Genomic DNA, 17,057 nt, shown 5'->3' with positions numbered 1-17,057 from the left:
TGAAATAGTATAAATAAACGACGATTTTATTTTATCACCGCTATTTTCACTTGTTTGTTATTTAATCAGTTGAAGTTGTTTTAGTTTTTGCGCTTGAAAAACTAACTGCTTGTCTCCATATCAGAAATGCAATCTAGAAAACTTGGTGGAATAGCACAATTAATTAAAAATTGAACTATCCATCCCTCATGTTTATTGCTACAATTGCCCGCCCTTGAAAGACGAACTCCACGTTTTTTGAGTGATTAATAATCTAACTGCTTCATATTTATACAAATTTGAAGCGAAGTTTAACTACACCGGAGCATCAAAAATGATCCAAATGCAAACTCAGCTGGACGTTGCTGATAACAGCGGCGCTCGCAAAGTGCAGTGTATTAAAGTCCTTGGTGGTTCGCACCGTCGCTACGCGGCAGTTGGTGACATCATTAAAGTTTCTGTTAAAGAAGCAATTCCTCGCGGTAAAGTGAAGAAAGGTGATGTTAAAAACGCAGTAGTTGTGCGTACTAAAAAAGGCGTTCGTCGTCCAGACGGCTCTTTAATCCGTTTCGATAGCAATGCGGCTGTTATCTTAAATGATAACCTACAGCCAATTGGTACTCGTATCTTCGGCCCTGTGACTCGTGAACTACGTAACGACAAGTTCATGAAGATCGTTTCACTAGCACCAGAAGTACTATAAGGAGTCGATCATGGCAGCAAAAATCCGTCGTGATGACGAAGTAATCGTACTAGCCGGTAAAGACAAAGGTAAGCGCGGTAAAGTGCTTTCAGTTGTTACTGAAACTGGTCGTGTTTTCGTTGAAGGTGTAAACCTTATCAAGAAGCACCAAAAACCAGTTCCTCAGCTTCAACAAGCTGGCGGTATCATTGAAAAAGAAGCATCAATCGACGCTTCTAACGTAGCGATCTTCAATGCCGAAACTGGCAAGGCTGATCGTGTAGGTTTTAGATTTGAAGACGGCAAAAAAGTTCGTTTCTTTAAGTCTAACGGAAAAGCTATTTAATTAGTTGGAGTAGACGATGGCGAAACTGCATGAAGTTTACAAAGACAAAGTAGTAAAAGAACTTTTTGAAAAGTTCGGTTACAGCTCTGTCATGCAAGTCCCTCAGATCGAAAAGATCACACTTAACATGGGTGTGGGCGAAGCCCTAGCTGACAAAAAGATCCTTGAGAACGCTGTACGCGACCTTGAGTCAATCTCTGGTCAGAAGCCTCTAGTGACTAAAGCTCGTAAATCAGTTGCTGGCTTTAAGATCCGTGAAGGTTACCCAATCGGCTGTAAAGTAACCCTACGCGGCGAGCGTATGTGGGATTTCCTAGAGCGTTTAGTCTCTATCGCGATGCCACGTATTCGTGACTTCCGCGGTGTTAGCGCAAAGTCTTTTGACGGTCGCGGTAACTACTCTATGGGCGTACGTGAGCAAATCATCTTCCCAGAAATTGATTATGATAAAGTAGACCGCGTTCGCGGTATGGATATCACGATCACTACTTCTGCGAAAACAGATGATGAAGGCCGTGCGTTATTAGAAGCGTTCAACTTCCCATTCAAAAAGTAAGGGTAGGGTTATGGCAAAGAATTCAATGAAAGCGCGCGAAGCAAAGCGCACTAAATTAGTTGCACAGTACGCTGAAAAGCGCGCTGCACTAAAAGCTATCATCAGCGATGTTAACGCATCTGAAGATGATCGTTGGGACGCGGTATTAAAGCTTCAGTCTTTACCGCGTGATTCAAGCCCTGCACGTCAACGTAATCGTTGTAACATCACGGGCCGCCCACATGGTTTCCTTCGCAAGTTCGGCATGAGCCGTATCAAAGTTCGCGAAGCTGCTATGCGCGGTGAAATTCCTGGCCTTAAAAAGGCTTCTTGGTAATAGAATCACGGGAGTAAGACATGAGCTTGCAAGATCCTATTGCGGATTTATTCACACGTATCCGTAACGGTCAGTCTGCGAAGAAGGTATCAGTTTCAATGCCAACTTCAAAGCTGAAAGTAGCAGTTGCTAAAGTACTAAAAGAAGAAGGTTATATCACTGACTTCGCAGTAGCTGGCGACGCAAAACCAGAATTGACTATCGAACTTAAGTACTTCGAAGGCAAAGCTGTAATCGAAAATATCCAGCGTGTTAGCCGCCCTGGTCTACGTATCTATAAGAAACGTGACGACTTACCAAAGGTAATGGGTGGTTTAGGTATCGCTATCGTATCAACTTCTAAAGGCTTAATGACTGACCGTGCTGCACGTAGTGCTGGTATTGGCGGTGAGATCATTGGCTTTGTAGCTTAATCGGAGGGGAACTATGTCTCGTATAGCGAAGGCTCCTATTGCAGTTCCTGCCGGTGTTGAAGTTACACTAGCTGGCCAGGAAATCAAAGTTAAAGGCAAAAACGGCGAATTAACTCGTGTAGTTAACGATGCTGTTGAAGTTGCTTTAAACGACAACGTTATCACTACTGCTCCACGTGACGTAGCAAATGCTTGGGCTCAAGCTGGTACTGCACGTGCACTGATCAACAACATGATCCAAGGTGTTAACGAAGGTTTCGAGAAAAAGCTTCAATTAGTAGGTGTTGGTTACCGTGCTGCAGTTAAGGGTAAAGTATTAGACTTAACTCTTGGCTTCTCACACCCAGTGAACTTCGAGATCCCTGCGGGCATCACAATCGAAGCTCCTAGCCAAACTGAACTAGTAGTTAAAGGCGCTGACAAACAATTAGTTGGTCAAACTGCTGCTAACATCCGTTCATACCGTGAGCCAGAGCCTTATAAAGGTAAAGGTGTACGTTATGCTGATGAGCACGTGCGTCGTAAAGAAGCTAAGAAGAAGTAAGGTAAGACGATGGATAAGAAAACAGCTCGTCTACGTCGTGCTAAGCGCACTCGTAGAAATTTTATTGAACAAGGCACAACGCGTCTTGTTATCCACCGCACGCCACGTCACATTTACGCTCAGCTAGTAAACGCTGAAGGTACTGTGCTGGCTGCTGCTTCTACTGTTGAGAAAGCAATTGCAGAAGCCCTAACAGGCACTAGCAACATCGCTGCAGCACAAGCTGTAGGTAAAGCAATTGCTGAGCGCGCTGCAGACAAAGGCATTGAAAAACTTGCTTTTGACCGTAGTGGCTTTAAATATCACGGCCGTGTGAAGGCGCTTGCTGATGCAGCGCGTGAAGCTGGCTTGCAATTCTAGGAGTAGACAATGGCTAACGTAGAAGCAAAAGCACAACAGCCAGAATTAGCTGAAAAGCTAATCGCGGTAAACCGTGTGTCTAAGGTAGTTAAAGGTGGTCGTATCTTTAGCTTCACTGCACTAACAGTAGTTGGTGATGGCGCAGGTAAAGTAGGTTTTGGTTACGGTAAAGCACGTGAAGTTCCAGCTGCGATTCAAAAAGCAATGGAAAAAGCACGTCGTAACATGATCACTGTTGACCTAAATGGCAACACGCTACAGCACCCAATCAAGGGTCGCCACGCGGGTTCTAAAGTATACATGCAGCCAGCATCTGAAGGTACAGGTATCATCGCAGGTGGTGCGATGCGTGCAGTACTAGAAGTAACTGGTGTACAGAACGTACTTTCGAAAGCATACGGTTCAACTAACCCAATCAACATCGTTCGCGCTACAGTAGCTGCTCTTGAGAACATGAACTCTCCAGAGAAGATCGCTGCTAAGCGTGGTCTAACTGTTGACCAAATTCAGGGGTAATTAACCATGGCAAATACTGTAAAAGTTACTCAAGTAAAGAGCTCTATCGGTCGTTTACCGAAGCATAAAGCAACTTTACGTGGCCTTGGTTTACGTCGTATCAACCACACTGTTGAATTAGAAGATACAGCATGTGTACGTGGTATGATCAACCAAGTTTCTTACATGGTTAAGGTAGAGGGCTAATTCGATGCGTTTGAATACTCTTTCTCCTGCTGCAGGTTCTAAGTCTGCTGGTAAACGTGTTGGTCGTGGTATCGGTTCTGGTCTAGGTAAAACTGGCGGCCGTGGTCACAAAGGTCAAAAATCACGTTCTGGCGGTAAAGTTCGCGTTGGTTTCGAAGGCGGTCAAATGCCTATGCAACGTCGTCTACCGAAGTTCGGTTTCACTTCACGTAAATCTCTAGTATCTACTGAAGTTAACCTATACGAAATCGCTAAAGTTGAAGGCGATGTGGTAGATCTGAACGCGTTACAAGCAGCTGGTCTAGTTAAAAAGAACATCCAGTTCGTTAAAGTAGTTAAATCTGGCGAAGTTTCACGCGCTGTTACTGTTAAAGGCATGAAAGTGTCTAAAGGTGCACGCGAAGCTATTGAAGCTGCCGGAGGCAAGGTAGAAGACTAAGGAAGTACACAATGGCTAAACCAGGTCAAGATATGCAAAGTGCACAAAGTGGCTTAGCGGAATTAAAGCGCCGTTTACTATTTGTATTAGGTGCAATTATTATTTACCGTTTAGGTTCTTTCGTGCCGATCCCTGGGATTGACGCCGCTGTACTTGCCGAGTTCTTCGAGCAACAAAAGGGCACCATTGTTGAGATGTTCAACATGTTCAGTGGTGGTGCGCTTGAGCGTGCTTCGGTATTAGCGCTGGGTATTATGCCTTACATCTCAGCTTCGATTATTATGCAGCTATTAACGCACATACATCCTGCGATGATAGAGCTTAAGAAAGAAGGTGAGCAAGGTCGTAAGAAAATCAGCCAGTATACTCGATACGGTACGCTCGTGCTTGCTACATTCCAGTCGATTGGTATCGCCACTGGCTTACCAAGCATGATGGACGGGTTAGTTGTTAACCCAGGTTTCGGTTTCTATTTCACCGCTGTGGTGAGCTTAGTAACAGGTACTATGTTCCTTATGTGGCTGGGTGAACAAATTACAGAGCGTGGTATCGGTAACGGTATCTCAGTTCTAATATTTGTTGGTATCGTAGCTAACCTGCCGTCTGCTGTTGGCTCGACAGCCGAAATGGCGCGCCAAGGCGATTTGAATGTTTTTGTACTGCTAATGATTGCGGTAATCGTATTCGCTGTAACTTATCTTGTTGTGTTCTTTGAGCGTGGTCAACGTCGTATCGTTGTTAACTATGCGAAGCGTCAACAAGGTCGTCAGGTATTTGCTGCTCAAAGCACGCACTTACCATTAAAAGTTAATATGGCGGGTGTTATTCCACCAATCTTTGCTAGCAGTATCATTTTGTTCCCTGGTACAATTGCAAGCTGGTTCGGCCAAGGTGAAGGTCCGGTCGCTGATGTGCTACAAGCTATCTCTGCAGTGTTGACTCCTGGTCAGCCTCTGTATGCGATGGTATTAGCTGCGGCTATTATCTTCTTCTGCTTCTTCTACACTGCGTTGGTATTCAACCCGCGTGAGACAGCAGATAACCTTAAAAAGTCTGGCGCTTTTATTCCAGGCATTCGTCCGGGTGAACAGACATCAAAATACATTGATAAAGTGATGACACGCTTAACCCTTGCGGGCGCGTTGTATATAACCTTTATCTGTCTAGTGCCCGAGTTTATGACTATGGCGTGGCAAACGCCATTCTACTTCGGCGGTACATCAATCTTGATTATCGTTGTAGTAATCATGGACTTTATGGCACAAGTACAGACTCATATGATGTCTCATCAGTATGATTCTGTGCTGAAAAAAGCAAACCTTAAGGGCTACGGTCGTTAAGGCTAGTTTACGGAGTTGAGCAATGAAAGTACGTGCTTCCGTTAAGAAAATTTGCCGTAACTGTAAAGTAATCAAGCGTGCAGGCGTTGTACGTGTAATTTGCAGTGAGCCAAAGCATAAGCAAAGGCAAGGCTAATAAAAGTCATGCAGGCTAAGTAATATTACTTAGCCTGTTTCATTGGTAAAACTTGAATATCGGCTGGGTATCCTATACGGGCTTTCCAGCAAGATGATGATCAAGTTTAATTATAGGAGATATGTTAGTGGCCCGTATCGCAGGCATTAACGTTCCTGATCATAAGCATGCTGTTATCGGTTTAACAAGCATCTATGGTGTAGGTAAAACTCGCGCTAAGGCGATCTTAGCAGCGACTGGTATCGCCGAAACTACTAAAATCGGTGATCTTTCTGACGAAACACTTGACGTACTTCGTGAAGAAGTAGGTAAGTACACTGTTGAAGGTGACCTTCGTCGTGAAGTTACACTAAACATCAAGCGCCTAATGGACCTTGGTTGTTTCCGTGGCTTACGTCATCGTCGTTCGCTACCACTACGTGGTCAGCGTACTAAGACTAACGCGCGTACTCGTAAGGGTCCACGCAAGCCTATCAAGAAATAAGGTGGGGTAAGTTATGGCTAAAGCACCAATTCGTCGTAAAAAGGTCAAAAAGCAAGTTGCTGATGGTATGGCACACGTTCATGCATCATTCAACAACACTATTGTGACCATCACTGACCGTCAAGGTAATGCTCTTTCTTGGGCGACTGCAGGTGGTTCTGGTTTCCGTGGTTCTCGTAAGTCTACTCCGTTCGCTGCACAGGTTGCTGCTGAGCGCGCAGGTACTGCTGCACAAGAGTACGGTCTTAAGAACCTAGAAGTATTCATCAAGGGCCCAGGTCCAGGTCGTGAATCTTCAGTTCGTGCATTAAATGCACTAGGTTACCGTATCACAAACATCACTGACGTGACGCCAATCCCTCATAATGGTTGTCGTCCACCGAAGAAACGTCGCGTATAACAATAGGTTAGGAGAAAGAACATGGCAAGATATTTGGGCCCTAAGCTCAAGCTAAGTCGTCGTGAAGGTACTGACCTGTTCCTTAAGAGCGGCGTTAGAGCAATCGACTCTAAGTGTAAGCTTGAAACAGCACCTGGTCAGCACGGTGCTCGTAAAGGTCGTCTATCTGATTACGGTCTACAATTACGTGAAAAGCAAAAAGTTCGTCGTATTTACGGTGTACTAGAAAAGCAATTCCGTAACTACTATAAAGAAGCTGCTCGCCTTAAAGGTAACACAGGTGAAAACCTATTACAGCTTCTAGAGCAACGTTTAGACAATGTTGTATATCGCATGGGTTTTGCAAGCACACGTGCTGAAGCACGTCAGCTAGTTAGCCACAAAGCGATTATGGTTAATGGTACTGTTGTTAATATCCCTTCTTTCGTAGTTACTCCTGAAGATGTAGTAGTAATTCGTGAGAAGTCTAAAAAGCAAGCGCGTATCATCGCTGCTCTAGAGTTGGCTGAGCAACGTGAAAAGCCAACTTGGATTGAAGTTGACGGTAAGAAAATGGAAGGTAGCTTCAAGCGCCTACCAGAGCGTTCTGATCTGTCTGCGGACATTAACGAACAACTAATCGTCGAACTTTACTCGAAGTAAAGTTAAGAGTTAAGAGAGGATAAAATGCAGGGTTCTGTAACCGAATTCCTAAAGCCAAGGTTAGTCGATATCGACGCTATCAACCCATCACGTTCTAAAGTTGTTTTAGAACCACTTGAGCGTGGTTTTGGTCACACTTTGGGTAATGCTTTACGTCGTATTCTTCTGTCATCTATGCCAGGTTGTGCAGTGACTGAAGTTGAAATTGACGGTGTATTACACGAGTACAGCGCGAAAGAAGGCGTTCAAGAAGACATCATTGAAATTTTGTTAAACCTAAAAGGCTTAGCAGTATCTCTAGAAGGTAAAGATGAAGTTTTCCTTACCCTGACTAAATCTGGTGTAGGCCCTGTGACTGCGGCAGATATTCAACATGATGGCGATGTAACAATTGCTAATCCTGAGCACGTGATTTGTCACCTAACGGCTGACAATAGCGAGATCAGCATGCGTATTCGTGTTGAGCGTGGTCGTGGTTATGTACCGGCGTCAAGTCGTTTATCCTCTGATGACGATGAGCGTCCAATCGGTCGTTTGTTGCTTGATGCATCATTCAGCCCGGTTGAGCGTATTGCGTACTCGGTTGAGTCAGCACGTGTTGAACAGCGTACAGACTTAGATAAACTAATCATCGATATGGAAACGAACGGCACACTAGATCCTGAAGAAGCGATCCGTCGTGCGTCGACTATCCTAGCTGAACAGCTTGAAGCATTCGTAGATTTACGTGATGTTTCTGAGCCAGAAGCGAAAGAAGAGAAGCCGGAGTTTGATCCGATTCTACTTCGTCCTGTTGATGACTTAGAGCTAACTGTACGTTCAGCGAACTGTCTGAAAGCCGAGCAAATTCAATATATCGGTGATCTGGTACAGCGTACTGAGGTTGAGCTTCTTAAGACGCCTAACCTTGGTAAGAAGTCTCTAACAGAGATCAAAGACGTGCTAGCTTCACGTGGTCTTTCTCTAGGCATGCGCCTAGAAAACTGGCCACCTGCAAGTCTAGCTGAATAATCAGATTACTATATTAGTTTAGTTAGAAGGATAGGGTCATGCGCCATCGTAAGAGTGGTCGTCAATTAAACCGTAACAGCAGCCATCGCAAAGCGATGTTCAGCAACATGGCTGGTTCTTTGGTGAAGCACGAAATCATCAAAACAACTTTGCCTAAAGCGAAAGAGTTGCGCCGTGTAATTGAACCTTTAATCACACTGGCTAAGACTGACAGCGTAGCAAACCGTCGTTTAGCGTTTGCTCGCACGCGTGATAAAGAAGTTGTTGGTAAGTTATTCAGCGAACTAGGTCCTCGTTTTTCAGAGCGTCCTGGTGGCTACACTCGTATTCTTAAGTGTGGTTTCCGTGCTGGTGATAACGCGCCAATGGCTTACATTGAGCTTCTAGACCGTCCAGTGGCGGAAGAAACTCAAGAAGACGCACAGTCTGCAGAGTAAGTCTTTATAAGACATGAAAAGGCCGAGCATTAGCTCGGCCTTTTTGTTTTCAGAATCGTTCTATTTAATTTACCTTTCAGTCGAAGCAATAAAATAACCCCCAAACTAACATTTCCATTTTTAACCCCTTCCGATATCTATTAATTGAACACTCCTTTGGTTTACCAATTGCTCAATTACTAAAGACTCAGTTTGATTAACTGATTAACTGATTAACTGATTAACTGATTAACTGATTAACTGATTAACTGATTAACTGATTAACTGATTAACTAGGTTAAAGAATATTGGTGCTGAAAGTAGATTGGTGCTGCGTGAAGTTTCACTGGTAGGCTATGACCTATTAAACTCGTCGTGGTATTAGTAAAAGAAAAGCCGCATTTAAAAGCGGCTTTTAGAGTCTTTATATCAACTACTGTGTTCATGTATGGATTGCCAAATACTCGCTGGCAATAATTCAGTCAGTTGCGATTGCAAATTAGCTATGGCCTCTTGGGCATGGATGGTGTTTTGCTCACAAATACTGATATAGTTTTGCTCCCTTAGCCCAGATATCAGATTGGTAAGCACCTTCTTATCAAAGAACTCAGGGCTTTTTATGCCATGTAAAGTACCTAAGCGTTTGGCTAACACTTCACAATCTGCTTCAAGCTGCTGGCGCTTAATCGCATCAGAGTTGATAATCTGCGTCGTTGTAATTGCATAACGTTCAAGGGTTAGATGCATCACGTTACCGAGCATTTCTAATTGAGCTTGCGCTTGCTTGTCGGCTGTGATCTTTATGATGCCATTATCCGTGGTGATCAGCTTCTGTTGTTCAAAGCTGTTTAAGATATTCGCGATATAGTCCTCAGACAGTGTTGTTAAAAACCATTCTTTCGCAAACAGTGGATACAATGCATTCACGGTCTTATTTGCAGACTCAATAGCAACTTCTGTTTTTTGATAAATTAGCTGTGCAAGTATGCTTGGTACAGCAAAAAGGTGAATGATGTTATTTCTATAGTAATTAAATAATGTGCGCTCTTTCTCCTTAATAGAGATGATTTCGCCCATTTCATCAGTTAACACATCAAACTTATTTAACTTTAAAGCATGCTCTAGTAATGATTGTGCATCATCTGAAGGAAGCGTGACTTGATCGTTATATTTTGCTTGCTGCTGAAGTGCTAAATAAAAATCCAGCTGCTTTAGTAGCTTTGGTTTACTTAAAGCAAATTGATCGCGACTCAGTAAAATTGTGGCGAGTAAGTTAACTGTATTCAGTGCAGCGGCGCTGTTTATATTGGTCATGATATCTTGCGCTACATTTGCGACTTGGGTATTAAGCCATTGCGGCTTCGTACTATCATCACCAATGTGCGTTCGCCAATCCGGCTGGTGTTCATTTAGATATTGTTGCAGAGCGATTGGTTCACCGAAGTTAAGATAACCGCGACCATAGTTTTTGAGATTTTTTATCGCTTTAAAAACTGCGAAGATGGATTCGTTCTTTTTATCATTACCCGCGAGCTCTTTCAGATATGTATTAATCTCCATTACGTGTTCATAGCCGATATAAACAGGCACAATAGAGATTGGTCGTTCAATACCACGAAGCATAGCTTGCATGGTCATTGCTAACATACCTGTTTTCGGTGGCAATAGGCGGCCTGTTCTACTACGGCCACCTTCAGTATAAAACTTAACCGAGTAGCCTTTCATAAAGAGCTGGCTTAAGTATTCTTTGAAAATGGCTGAGTAAAGTTTATTTCCGGCAAATGAGCGGCGAATAAAGAAAGCACCAGATCGACGGAAGATCCCCCCTGCAGGGAAGAAGTTTAAATTTACACCTGCTGCGATATGTGGAGGCACGAGCCCTTGGTGATAAATAACATAAGTCAATAACAGATAGTCCATGTGGCTGCGGTGACAGGGCACATATATAATTTCGTGGCCTTTATTGGTTAGCTCATGAACACGCTCTGCGTATTTTACTTCAATGCCATTATAAAGCTTGTTCCACAACCAAGTTAAAATACGGTCACCGACTCGGATCATGGCATCAGAGTAGTTGGCTGCAATTTCCTCAAGTAATTCTTTTGCTTTTAACTTGGCTTCTTGATGGCTTAATCCTTTCGCTTTTGCTTCGTCTGCAATCGCCTTCTTAATGCTTGGTGATGCAAGCAAGCCTGAGAAGAGTGCTTCTCTTGATGGTAACTTGGGGCCTGTTGCTGCCAACTTTTGACGTTTGAAGTGCACGCGTGCCACGCGAAGTAGTTTGTGCGGCAGTTCGTCAACATCCGCTTTATCCGTCATCAACTGGTTAAGTTCAATGGGTTGACTAAAGCGAACGAGGTTATCTCTACCCGAGAACAACAAAACAAAAAACTTTCTTAACCAGCTCGGAGTCATTGAATGAGAAAATAGTGTGCCGATACCTGGCTTTTCTTTGCCGGGGTTTCTGCCCCAAAGAATAGTAACAGGCACAACCTGTGCGCGCTGTTCTGGAGAGAGGCTAAATGCATCGAAGATTTGTTTGCCAATTTCCAGTGCGTCACTGGGTTTTGCTTTGTCACCAAACAGCGGGGTTGGGTTAGCAAGTGGGATAAAACGGTCGATCTGTTTTTCTGAGAGTGTTTGTTGCTCTCTTGGGTCTGGCAAGCCCAGCTGTTTACATACTGCTGCCAATGCAGCTAAATCTGCTTTTGAATTTAGACGCGTTACGTAAAACGTAGGCACAGATGGGTCGAGATCAAATTGTGCAACAGGAGATTCCGGCAGCAGTTTTGTTCTAACCAAAATACGGTTTACGGCAGCTGCAATTACGTTCGCGCTGCGAGACAAAATGTTCATATCATAACCAGCTAAAAAATTTGCTATAGAATACCAAGGAAATACTGGACTGACCATTTACAAAAAAGCATCAATCTCAGAAGCTTCTATTAAGTGTAGATGTTTTCAGAAAGAACTCGACTCATTCGCTGTAACGCTAGATAAGATATTTATTAAGATAAACTGTTGCATTTATCACCAGTCTCTATATAATACGCAAACTTTCCGCTCATTATTAGCTGGAAAGTTAGAAACAAGGCTTGGATCTCAAGCCATTAAATAGGAACTCCGATTTGGAGTTCAATGGTAGAAATAGAAGAACACCCGACTTCCTATTATTTAGGTGGTTTCGGAGGTTTTTTTATGCTCTTTTTAAATGCTCTTTTTATTGAGGTTAAAGAATGTCAAATCAACGCATTCGTATTCGCCTAAAAGCTTTTGACCACCGTTTGATTGACCAATCAACGGCGGAAATCGTGGAAACTGCGAAACGCACAGGTGCACAGGTACGTGGTCCAATCCCACTTCCTACACGTTTTGAGCGCTTCACTGTATTGGTTTCACCGCACGTAAACAAAGATGCGCGTGATCAGTATGAAATCCGCACCCACAAACGTCTGATCGACATCGTAGAACCAACAGACAAGACTGTAGACGCTCTAATGCGCCTAGATCTTGCTGCTGGTGTTGATGTTCAAATCAGCCTGGGTTAATCGGAAGATTAGAGAGGTTTTAGGAAAATGGCATTAGGTCTAGTCGGTCGTAAAGTGGGTATGACACGTGTCTTCACTGAAGATGGTGTATCTATCCCTGTGACAGTTATCGAAGCGACGCCTAACCGTGTAACGCAGATCAAATCTGACGCTACAGACGGTTATAACGCGCTTCAAGTTACTGCAGGCGAGAAAAAAGCAAGCCGTGTAAACAAACCAGAAGCGGGTCACTTCGCTAAAGCTGGTGTTGAAGCGGGTCGTGGCCTGTGGGAATTCCGTCTTAACGGCGGAGAAGGTGAATTTGAAGTTGGTGCTGAACTAACAGTTGAGCTTTTCAATGACGTAAACAAAGTTGACGTTACTGGCACTTCAAAAGGTAAAGGTTTCCAAGGTGGTGTTAAGCGCTGGAATTTCAGCATGCAAGACGCTACTCACGGTAACTCTATCTCTCACCGTGCTCCTGGTTCAATCGGTCAAAACCAATCACCTGGTAAGGTGTTTAAAGGTAAGAAAATGGCCGGTCACATGGGTGCTGAGCGTTCAACGACTCAGAATCTTGAACTAGTTCGTGTTGACGCAGAGCGTAACCTGCTTTTAGTTAAAGGTGCAGTACCTGGCGCTATCGGCGGTGACGTTATCGTTAAACCAGCTGTTAAAGCATAAGTCCTGGAGATTTAGTGATGGAATTAGCAATTAAAGGCGCTGGTGCGCTTGAAGTTTCCGAAGCTACTTTTGGACGTGAGTTTAACGAAGCATTAGTACACCAAGTAGTTGTTGCATACGCAGCAGGTGCTCGTCAAGGTACTCGTGCTCAGAAGACACGTTCTGAAGTTCGTGGTGGTGGTAAGAAACCATTCAGCCAAAAAGGTACTGGCCGTGCACGTGCTGGTACAATCCGCAGCCCAATCTGGCGCAGCGGTGGTGTGAGCTTTGCAGCTAAGCCGCAAGATCACAGCCAAAAAGTTAACCGTAAGATGTATCGCGGTGCGATCAAAAGCATCTTATCTGAGCTTGTACGCCAAGAGCGCTTAGTTGTTGTTGAAAACTTCGGTTTAGAAGCACCAAAAACTAAAGAGCTTGTTGGTAAGCTTAAAGAGCTTGAGCTTAAAGACGTGTTAATCGTGACTGAAGAAGTAGATGAGAATCTATTCCTTTCTGCACGTAACCTATACAAGGTTGATACACGTGATGTAGCTGGCATTGACCCAGTAAGCCTAATCGCTTTCGATAAGGTATTAATTACTGCAGGTGCTGTTAAGCAACTTGAGGAGGCGCTAGCATGATCCGTGAAGAACGTCTTTTAAAAGTAATCCTTGCTCCACACATCTCTGAAAAGAGCACTATTGCAGCTGAAGAAAACAACACAATCGTTTTCAAAGTAGCAACAGACGCAACTAAAGCTGAAGTTAAAGCTGCAGTTGAGAAGCTTTTTGAAGTAGAAGTAACTGGTGTTCGTACACTTAACGTTAAGGGTAAAACAAAGCGTACTGGCATGCGTTTCGGTCGTCGTTCAGACTGGAAAAAAGCCTACGTTACTCTTAAAGAAGGTAGCGAGCTAGACTTTGTCGGCGGCGCCGAGTAATAAGGGGAGTTAGAATTATGGCACTTCAAAAGTGTAAACCAACTTCTGCGGGTCGTCGTCACGTCGTTAAAGTGGTTAACCCTGATCTACACAAGGGTAAGCCATACGCTCCGCTATTAGAGAAGAACTCTAAATCAGGTGGTCGTAACAACAACGGTCGTATCACGGTTCGTCACATCGGTGGTGGTCATAAGCAACACTACCGTGTAATCGATTTTAAACGTACTAAAGACGGTATTCCGGCTAAAGTTGAGCGTTTAGAATATGATCCAAACCGTAGCGCAAACATCGCTCTTGTATTATATGCAGACGGTGAGCGTCGTTACATCATCGCACCTAAAGGCTTAAAAGCTGGTGATACTATTCAGTCTGGTGTTGATGCACCAATCAAGGCTGGTAACACATTACCAATGCGCAACATGCCTGTAGGTTCTACTGTTCACAACGTTGAGCTTAAGCCTGGTAAAGGTGCTCAAATCGCTCGTTCAGCGGGTGCATACGTTCAGATCCTTGCTCGTGAAGGTCAGTACGTAACACTTCGTCTACGTTCAGGCGAGATGCGTAAAGTTGAAGCGGATTGTCGCGCAACTTTAGGTGAAGTAGGTAACGCAGAACACATGCTACGTTCACTAGGTAAAGCTGGTGCAAATCGTTGGCGTGGTATCCGTCCTACAGTTCGTGGTGTTGCCATGAACCCAGTAGACCACCCACACGGTGGTGGTGAAGGTCGTACTTCTGGTGGTCGTCATCCTGTATCTCCATGGGGCGTACCTACTAAAGGTAAGAAGACACGTAAAAACAAGCGTACTGATAAATTAATCGTACGTCGTCGTACTAAGTAATAGTTGAGGAATTGCCATGCCACGTTCTCTCAAGAAGGGTCCATTCATTGACCTACACTTGCTGAAGAAGGTAGAGAAGGCGTTGGAAAGCGGTGACAAGAAGCCTATCAAGACTTGGAGCCGTCGTTCAATGATCATCCCTAACATGATCGGATTGACCATCGCTGTCCATAATGGTCGTCAGCACGTACCTGTATTCGTTACAGACGAAATGATCGGTCACAAACTAGGTGAGTTTGCACCTACACGCACTTACCGCGGCCACGCTGCGGATAAGAAAGCGAAGAAGCGTTAATCGGAGGATATGATGGAAGCATTAGCTAAACACAAATTCGCCTCTGGTTCGGCGCAAAAAGCACGTCTAGTTGCTGATCAGATCCGCGGACTGCCGGTTGATCGCGCACTAGAAATCCTGGCGTACAGCCCTAAGAAAGCGGCTGTATTAGTTAAAAAAGTACTAGAGTCTGCTATCGCGAACGCGGAGCATAACGAAGGTGCTGACATTGATGAGCTACGTGTAGCTACGATCTTTGTGGACGATGGTCCTACAATGAAGCGTATTATGCCACGTGCTAAAGGACGCGCAGACCGCATCCTTAAGCGTACAAGCCACATCACTGTTGTGGTTTCGGATAGCTAGGAGATATAAGTAATGGGACAAAAAGTTCATCCTACTGGTATTCGCCTAGGTATCTCAAAGCCTTGGGTATCTACTTGGTACGCGAATACTAAAGATTTCTCTGAACAGCTTTTTGGCGATCACAAAGTACGTCAATACCTTACTAAGGAATTGAAGTCTGCTTCTGTGTCTAAAATCGTTATCGAGCGTCCAGCTAAATCAATCCGTGTAACAATTCACACAGCTCGACCTGGTGTTGTTATCGGTAAAAAAGGTGAAGACGTTGAAAAGCTTCGCCAAGCTGTAACTAAGCTTGCTGGTGTACCTGCACAAATCAACATTGCAGAAGTACGTAAGCCAGAGCTAGATGCACAGTTAGTTGCTGACGGTATCTCTTCTCAGCTAGAGCGTCGTGTTATGTTCCGTCGTGCTATGAAGCGCGCAGTACAGAACGCAATGCGTCTAGGTGCTAAGGGTATCAAAGTTGAAGTTAGCGGTCGTCTAGGCGGTGCTGAAATCGCACGTTCTGAGTGGTATCGTGAAGGTCGTGTACCTCTACATACACTTCGTGCTGATATCGATTACGCAACTTCTGAAGCTTTAACCACTTACGGTATCATCGGTGTTAAAGTTTGGATCTTCAAAGGCGAAGTTATCGGTGGTCTTCCACTGAAACAAGAGCAAGAGAAGCCAGCTAAACGTGCTCCGAAGAAAGCCAAAAAAAGTGCTAAGTAAGAGGTAGCGATTAATGTTACAGCCAAAACGTACAAAATTCCGTAAGGTTCATAAAGGCCGCAACCGTGGTCTTGCGAACAACGGTAACAAAGTTAGCTTCGGTTCATTCGGCTTGAAAGCAACTGGTCGTGGTCGTATGACTGCTCGTCAAATCGAAGCAGCTCGTCGTGCTATGACTCGTCACATCAAGCGTCAAGGTAAAATCTGGATCCGTGTGTTCCCAGACAAGCCAATTACAAACAAGCCGCTTGAAGTTCGTATGGGTAAAGGTAAAGGTTCTGTTGAATACTGGGTTGCTGAAATTCAGCCTGGTAAAGTGCTTTACGAAATGGAAGGTGTTTCAGAAGAGCTTGCTCGTGAAGCATTCAACCTTGCTTCTCGTAAACTACCATTCAAGACAACTTTCGTAACTCGGACGGTAATGTAATGAAAGCTAGCGAATTAAAAGACAAAAGCGTAGAAGAGCTAAATGCTGAACTTCTAGAGCTACTTCGTGAGCAGTTTAACCTGCGCATGCAAGCGAGCACTGGTCAGCTAGCTCAAACTCACGAACTGAGAAAAGTACGTCGCAACATTGCGCGTGTTAAAACGGTTATTAACCAGAAGGCAGGTGCATAATGAGCGATAAGATCCGTACTCTTCAAGGTCGTGTAGTAAGCGATAAAATGGACAAATCAATTGTTGTTGCTATCGAGCGTCAGGTTAAGCACCCGATCTACGGTAAATTCATCAAGCGTACTACTAAATTGTCAGTACACGATGAGAGCAACACTGCTAAAGCAGGTGACGTAGTTACTATTCGTGAGTGCGCGCCAATTTCTAAGAATAAGTCTTGGACTTTAGTAGAAGTTGTTTCTAGTCCTAAGCAAGCTTAATTTTAGTCTTAGACTAATTTTATAATTGCTTAAAAGCCCCGGCATTTGCTGGGGCTTTTGTCGTTTAGGGATAAGTAAATTAGAGTTTGT

29 protein-coding genes are annotated in these 17,057 nt (G+C 44.2%); 28 read left to right on the top strand and 1 reads right to left on the bottom strand.

Annotated features, from left to right (window positions below):
• The first annotated feature begins 313 nt into the window (after positions 1-313).
• The 17 genes from rplN to rplQ all read left to right on the top strand — a co-directional run bounded on the left by rplN (position 314) and on the right by rplQ (position 8,787).
• Positions 314-682 (top strand): 50S ribosomal protein L14, encoded by a 369-nt coding sequence (rplN, locus tag ABMY35_RS02235; RefSeq protein ID WP_058031680.1) that lies wholly within the window; start codon positions 314-316, stop codon positions 680-682.
• A 10-nt stretch (positions 683-692) separates the two neighbouring features.
• Positions 693-1,007: a 50S ribosomal protein L24 gene (gene rplX / locus ABMY35_RS02230; RefSeq protein WP_058031301.1), complete on the top strand. Its 315-nt coding sequence runs from the start codon at positions 693-695 to the stop codon at positions 1,005-1,007.
• A gap of 16 nt (positions 1,008-1,023) precedes the next feature.
• Complete coding sequence (rplE, locus tag ABMY35_RS02225) at positions 1,024-1,563, top strand: 50S ribosomal protein L5 (RefSeq protein ID WP_058031300.1); 540 nt, start codon at positions 1,024-1,026, stop codon at positions 1,561-1,563.
• Between the two features lie 10 nt (positions 1,564-1,573).
• Positions 1,574-1,879 (top strand): 30S ribosomal protein S14, encoded by a 306-nt coding sequence (rpsN, locus tag ABMY35_RS02220; RefSeq protein ID WP_058031299.1) that lies wholly within the window; start codon positions 1,574-1,576, stop codon positions 1,877-1,879.
• A 20-nt stretch (positions 1,880-1,899) separates the two neighbouring features.
• The gene (gene rpsH / locus ABMY35_RS02215; protein ID WP_058031298.1) at positions 1,900-2,292 is read left to right on the top strand and encodes a 30S ribosomal protein S8; all 393 of its coding nucleotides are present in this window, start codon (positions 1,900-1,902) and stop codon (positions 2,290-2,292) included.
• 13 nt (positions 2,293-2,305) lie between these two features.
• The gene (gene rplF / locus ABMY35_RS02210; protein WP_138562773.1) at positions 2,306-2,836 is read left to right on the top strand and encodes a 50S ribosomal protein L6; all 531 of its coding nucleotides are present in this window, start codon (positions 2,306-2,308) and stop codon (positions 2,834-2,836) included.
• Positions 2,837-2,845: 9 nt separating this feature from the next.
• Positions 2,846-3,196 carry a 50S ribosomal protein L18 gene (gene rplR, locus ABMY35_RS02205; protein ID WP_058031296.1) on the top strand — a complete coding sequence of 117 codons (351 nt, stop codon included), beginning with the start codon at positions 2,846-2,848 and terminating at the stop codon, positions 3,194-3,196.
• A gap of 9 nt (positions 3,197-3,205) precedes the next feature.
• Positions 3,206-3,712 carry a 30S ribosomal protein S5 gene (gene rpsE / locus ABMY35_RS02200; protein ID WP_058031295.1) on the top strand — a complete coding sequence of 169 codons (507 nt, stop codon included), beginning with the start codon at positions 3,206-3,208 and terminating at the stop codon, positions 3,710-3,712.
• A 6-nt stretch (positions 3,713-3,718) separates the two neighbouring features.
• Entirely contained in the window at positions 3,719-3,898 is a 180-nt protein-coding gene (gene rpmD / locus ABMY35_RS02195) for a 50S ribosomal protein L30 (RefSeq protein ID WP_058031294.1), read from the top strand.
• A 4-nt stretch (positions 3,899-3,902) separates the two neighbouring features.
• A complete protein-coding gene (gene rplO, locus ABMY35_RS02190) occupies positions 3,903-4,337 on the top strand; it encodes a 50S ribosomal protein L15 (protein ID WP_058031293.1) in 435 nt (144 codons plus the stop codon).
• An 11-nt stretch (positions 4,338-4,348) separates the two neighbouring features.
• Positions 4,349-5,677 (top strand): preprotein translocase subunit SecY, encoded by a 1,329-nt coding sequence (gene secY, locus ABMY35_RS02185; RefSeq protein WP_058031292.1) that lies wholly within the window; start codon positions 4,349-4,351, stop codon positions 5,675-5,677.
• A gap of 22 nt (positions 5,678-5,699) precedes the next feature.
• Positions 5,700-5,813: a 50S ribosomal protein L36 gene (rpmJ, locus tag ABMY35_RS02180; RefSeq protein ID WP_002959476.1), complete on the top strand. Its 114-nt coding sequence runs from the start codon at positions 5,700-5,702 to the stop codon at positions 5,811-5,813.
• 127 nt (positions 5,814-5,940) lie between these two features.
• The gene (gene rpsM / locus ABMY35_RS02175; protein ID WP_058031679.1) at positions 5,941-6,297 is read left to right on the top strand and encodes a 30S ribosomal protein S13; all 357 of its coding nucleotides are present in this window, start codon (positions 5,941-5,943) and stop codon (positions 6,295-6,297) included.
• Between the two features lie 13 nt (positions 6,298-6,310).
• Positions 6,311-6,697 (top strand): 30S ribosomal protein S11, encoded by a 387-nt coding sequence (rpsK, locus tag ABMY35_RS02170; RefSeq protein WP_010562279.1) that lies wholly within the window; start codon positions 6,311-6,313, stop codon positions 6,695-6,697.
• 21 nt (positions 6,698-6,718) lie between these two features.
• Positions 6,719-7,339 (top strand): 30S ribosomal protein S4, encoded by a 621-nt coding sequence (rpsD, locus tag ABMY35_RS02165; RefSeq protein ID WP_058031291.1) that lies wholly within the window; start codon positions 6,719-6,721, stop codon positions 7,337-7,339.
• A gap of 24 nt (positions 7,340-7,363) precedes the next feature.
• Positions 7,364-8,350, top strand: a complete 987-nt coding sequence (gene rpoA, locus ABMY35_RS02160; protein WP_058031290.1) for a DNA-directed RNA polymerase subunit alpha — start codon at positions 7,364-7,366, stop codon at positions 8,348-8,350.
• A gap of 38 nt (positions 8,351-8,388) precedes the next feature.
• Entirely contained in the window at positions 8,389-8,787 is a 399-nt protein-coding gene (gene rplQ / locus ABMY35_RS02155) for a 50S ribosomal protein L17 (protein ID WP_058031289.1), read from the top strand.
• Between the two features lie 408 nt (positions 8,788-9,195).
• Here rplQ and plsB read toward each other — a convergent pair whose 3' ends face one another.
• Positions 9,196-11,622 carry a glycerol-3-phosphate 1-O-acyltransferase PlsB gene (gene plsB, locus ABMY35_RS02150; RefSeq protein WP_349284825.1) on the bottom strand — a complete coding sequence of 809 codons (2,427 nt, stop codon included), beginning with the start codon at positions 11,620-11,622 and terminating at the stop codon, positions 9,196-9,198.
• Positions 11,623-12,002: 380 nt separating this feature from the next.
• Here plsB and rpsJ point away from each other — a divergent pair, with 380 nt between their 5' ends.
• Genes rpsJ through rpsQ form a run of 11 tightly spaced genes read left to right on the top strand, consistent with a single transcriptional unit; the run spans position 12,003 to position 16,967 of the window.
• A complete protein-coding gene (rpsJ, locus tag ABMY35_RS02145; protein ID WP_058031288.1) occupies positions 12,003-12,314 on the top strand; it encodes a 30S ribosomal protein S10 in 312 nt (103 codons plus the stop codon).
• Positions 12,315-12,341: 27 nt separating this feature from the next.
• On the top strand, positions 12,342-12,977 hold the full coding sequence (rplC, locus tag ABMY35_RS02140) for a 50S ribosomal protein L3 (protein WP_058031287.1): 636 nt from the start codon (positions 12,342-12,344) through the stop codon (positions 12,975-12,977).
• Between the two features lie 17 nt (positions 12,978-12,994).
• The gene (gene rplD, locus ABMY35_RS02135) at positions 12,995-13,597 is read left to right on the top strand and encodes a 50S ribosomal protein L4 (protein WP_058031286.1); all 603 of its coding nucleotides are present in this window, start codon (positions 12,995-12,997) and stop codon (positions 13,595-13,597) included.
• Positions 13,594-13,896 (top strand): 50S ribosomal protein L23, encoded by a 303-nt coding sequence (rplW, locus tag ABMY35_RS02130; protein ID WP_058031285.1) that lies wholly within the window; start codon positions 13,594-13,596, stop codon positions 13,894-13,896. Before rplD ends, rplW begins: the two co-directional genes overlap by 4 nt.
• A gap of 17 nt (positions 13,897-13,913) precedes the next feature.
• A complete protein-coding gene (gene rplB, locus ABMY35_RS02125; RefSeq protein ID WP_058031284.1) occupies positions 13,914-14,738 on the top strand; it encodes a 50S ribosomal protein L2 in 825 nt (274 codons plus the stop codon).
• A gap of 16 nt (positions 14,739-14,754) precedes the next feature.
• A complete protein-coding gene (rpsS, locus tag ABMY35_RS02120) occupies positions 14,755-15,033 on the top strand; it encodes a 30S ribosomal protein S19 (protein ID WP_010367084.1) in 279 nt (92 codons plus the stop codon).
• Between the two features lie 12 nt (positions 15,034-15,045).
• Positions 15,046-15,378 carry a 50S ribosomal protein L22 gene (gene rplV / locus ABMY35_RS02115; protein ID WP_058031283.1) on the top strand — a complete coding sequence of 111 codons (333 nt, stop codon included), beginning with the start codon at positions 15,046-15,048 and terminating at the stop codon, positions 15,376-15,378.
• A 12-nt stretch (positions 15,379-15,390) separates the two neighbouring features.
• Positions 15,391-16,092, top strand: coding sequence for a 30S ribosomal protein S3 (rpsC, locus tag ABMY35_RS02110; RefSeq protein ID WP_058031282.1), 702 nt, complete (start codon positions 15,391-15,393; stop codon positions 16,090-16,092).
• Positions 16,093-16,105: 13 nt separating this feature from the next.
• Positions 16,106-16,519 (top strand): 50S ribosomal protein L16, encoded by a 414-nt coding sequence (rplP, locus tag ABMY35_RS02105; protein WP_058031281.1) that lies wholly within the window; start codon positions 16,106-16,108, stop codon positions 16,517-16,519.
• Positions 16,519-16,710: a 50S ribosomal protein L29 gene (gene rpmC, locus ABMY35_RS02100; RefSeq protein ID WP_058031280.1), complete on the top strand. Its 192-nt coding sequence runs from the start codon at positions 16,519-16,521 to the stop codon at positions 16,708-16,710. The genes rplP and rpmC overlap by 1 nt, the downstream gene beginning before the upstream one ends.
• Positions 16,710-16,967 (top strand): 30S ribosomal protein S17, encoded by a 258-nt coding sequence (gene rpsQ / locus ABMY35_RS02095; RefSeq protein ID WP_058031279.1) that lies wholly within the window; start codon positions 16,710-16,712, stop codon positions 16,965-16,967. The genes rpmC and rpsQ overlap by 1 nt, the downstream gene beginning before the upstream one ends.
• The last annotated feature ends 90 nt before the right edge of the window (positions 16,968-17,057 follow it).

Origin of the sequence: Pseudoalteromonas sp. BZB3 (assembly GCF_040104455.1) — a bacterium.
In the GTDB taxonomy this organism is placed as follows: Bacteria; Pseudomonadota; Gammaproteobacteria; order Enterobacterales; family Alteromonadaceae; genus Pseudoalteromonas.
Note: the sequence above shows the minus strand (reverse complement) of the source record. Positions and strands in the feature narration are given on the sequence as shown.